General features: G+C 56.5%; 3 protein-coding genes. All 3 read right to left on the reverse strand.

Annotation, left to right across the window (positions count from 1 at the left end):
* The coding region (locus FEM54_RS32250; RefSeq protein WP_138454247.1) for a DUF6124 family protein at positions 1–245 on the reverse strand (245 nt) is incomplete at its 3' end.
* A gap of 425 nt (positions 246–670) precedes the next feature.
* Complete coding sequence (locus tag FEM54_RS35250; protein WP_477749752.1) at positions 671–820, reverse strand: DUF6124 family protein; 150 nt, start codon at positions 818–820, stop codon at positions 671–673.
* 75 nt (positions 821–895) lie between these two features.
* Positions 896–1,231, reverse strand: coding sequence for a DUF6124 family protein (locus tag FEM54_RS32260; protein ID WP_138454248.1), 336 nt, complete (start codon positions 1,229–1,231; stop codon positions 896–898).
* Between the last annotated feature and the right edge of the window lie 372 nt (positions 1,232–1,603).

The raw sequence follows: 1,603 nt of genomic DNA on the forward strand, positions 1-1,603 counted from the left end.
TGCGAACCCTCGATTTCAAACGCGAGGTGGTTGGCGATATCACTGATGGAAGCCAGATCCTGGGAAGCATTGACCAGCAAGGTTTCCGTACCCAAGTCTGCGCGCACGGTGAAGATGCCTTCGCTGGATTCAGGAATGGGTTTGCCGGGGTTGAGATAGTGATTGATCGCGCAGCAGGCGACTTCGTGCAGGGTGCTGGTGTCGTAGTCTTGATGGACTGGGGGGTTGGGGCTGTCTTTGATCATGGTGGAACTCCTGGTAGTGGAGCTGTCATCACTTGCGGTCAAACAAAGTGGGGTGGCAGCTGAACGCGGGTTGACCGACCGGAACCAGGGATCCGGCATACCCGAAGGTATCCCGCGCACAGCTGCCGCGACACGATACATCAAGCGTAAAAAAAACGCCTGATATAGGTCTTGGGTGCTCTTGCGTACTGGTTAAGTCGGACGGTCAAATCCGATCGCTGAATTTTCAGCGACGCCAGTGAGGTTAGTCAGCCCGCTTCCGAGCGACAACCTGAAACCTTTGTGGGAAACGTCCGATCGAGAACACACCCTCAAGCCTGGTGAAGATCAAAATGTGGGAGCTGGCTTGCCTGCGATAGCGGTGGATCAGTCAATAACTCTCTGACTGACAGACCGCCATCGCAGGCAAGCCAGCTCCCACACTTTTAAGTCACGGGGTGGGCTACATTCAGCGCCTTGTCGACCAGCAGTTGCAAACCTTCCAGCATCCGACAGATACCCAGCGCGACCTTGTGTTGAGATCGTTCCCACGCTCCGCGTGGGAATGCCGCCCCGGACGCTCTGCGTCCCGCCATAGAGGATGCAAGGTGACGCGGAGCGTCACTGGATGCATTCCCACGCAGAGCGTGGGAACGATCTTAGCCCCCCATTCAAGCTACGGGATGGGCCGCATTCAGCGCCTTGTCGACTAGCAGTTGCACACCTTCCAGCATTCGGCAGATACCCAGCGCGACATTGCGTTGCGAACCCTCGATTTCAAACGCGAGGTGGTTGGCGATATCACTGATGGAAGCCAGATCCTGGGAAGCATTGACCAGCAAGGTTTCCGTACCCAAGTCTGCGCGCACGGTGAAGATGCCTTCGCTGGGTTCAGGAATGGGTTTGCCGGGGTTGAGATAGTGATTGATCGCGCGGTAGGCGACTTCGTGCAGGGTGCTGGTGTCGTAGTCTTGATGGACTGGGGGGTTGGGGCTGTCTTTGATCATGGTGGAATCCTTCGGGAGTGGAGCCGCCACGTTTCGCGGTCAAGCGAAATAGGGTGGCAGCTATACGCGGGTTGACCGACCGGTCCCAAAGTAGCCCGGCATACCCTAAGGTATCCCGCGTACAGCTGCCGCGACACGATACAGCAGACGTAAAAAAAACGCCTGATTCGATGCGGCACATACATTTGGGGGGCAGACGGTCAAATCCGGCCGCTGAATTGGCAGCGACGGCAGTGAGGTTAGTCAGCCCGCTTCCGAGCGACAACCTGAAACCTTTGTGGGAAACGTCCGATCAAAAACAGTCCTCAAACCCAGTGAAGATCAAAATGTGGGAGCTGGCTTGCCTGCGATAGCGGTGGATCAGTCAATAAC

This window comes from Pseudomonas edaphica (assembly GCF_005863185.1).
GTDB classification, from domain to species: domain Bacteria; phylum Pseudomonadota; class Gammaproteobacteria; order Pseudomonadales; family Pseudomonadaceae; genus Aquipseudomonas; species Aquipseudomonas edaphica.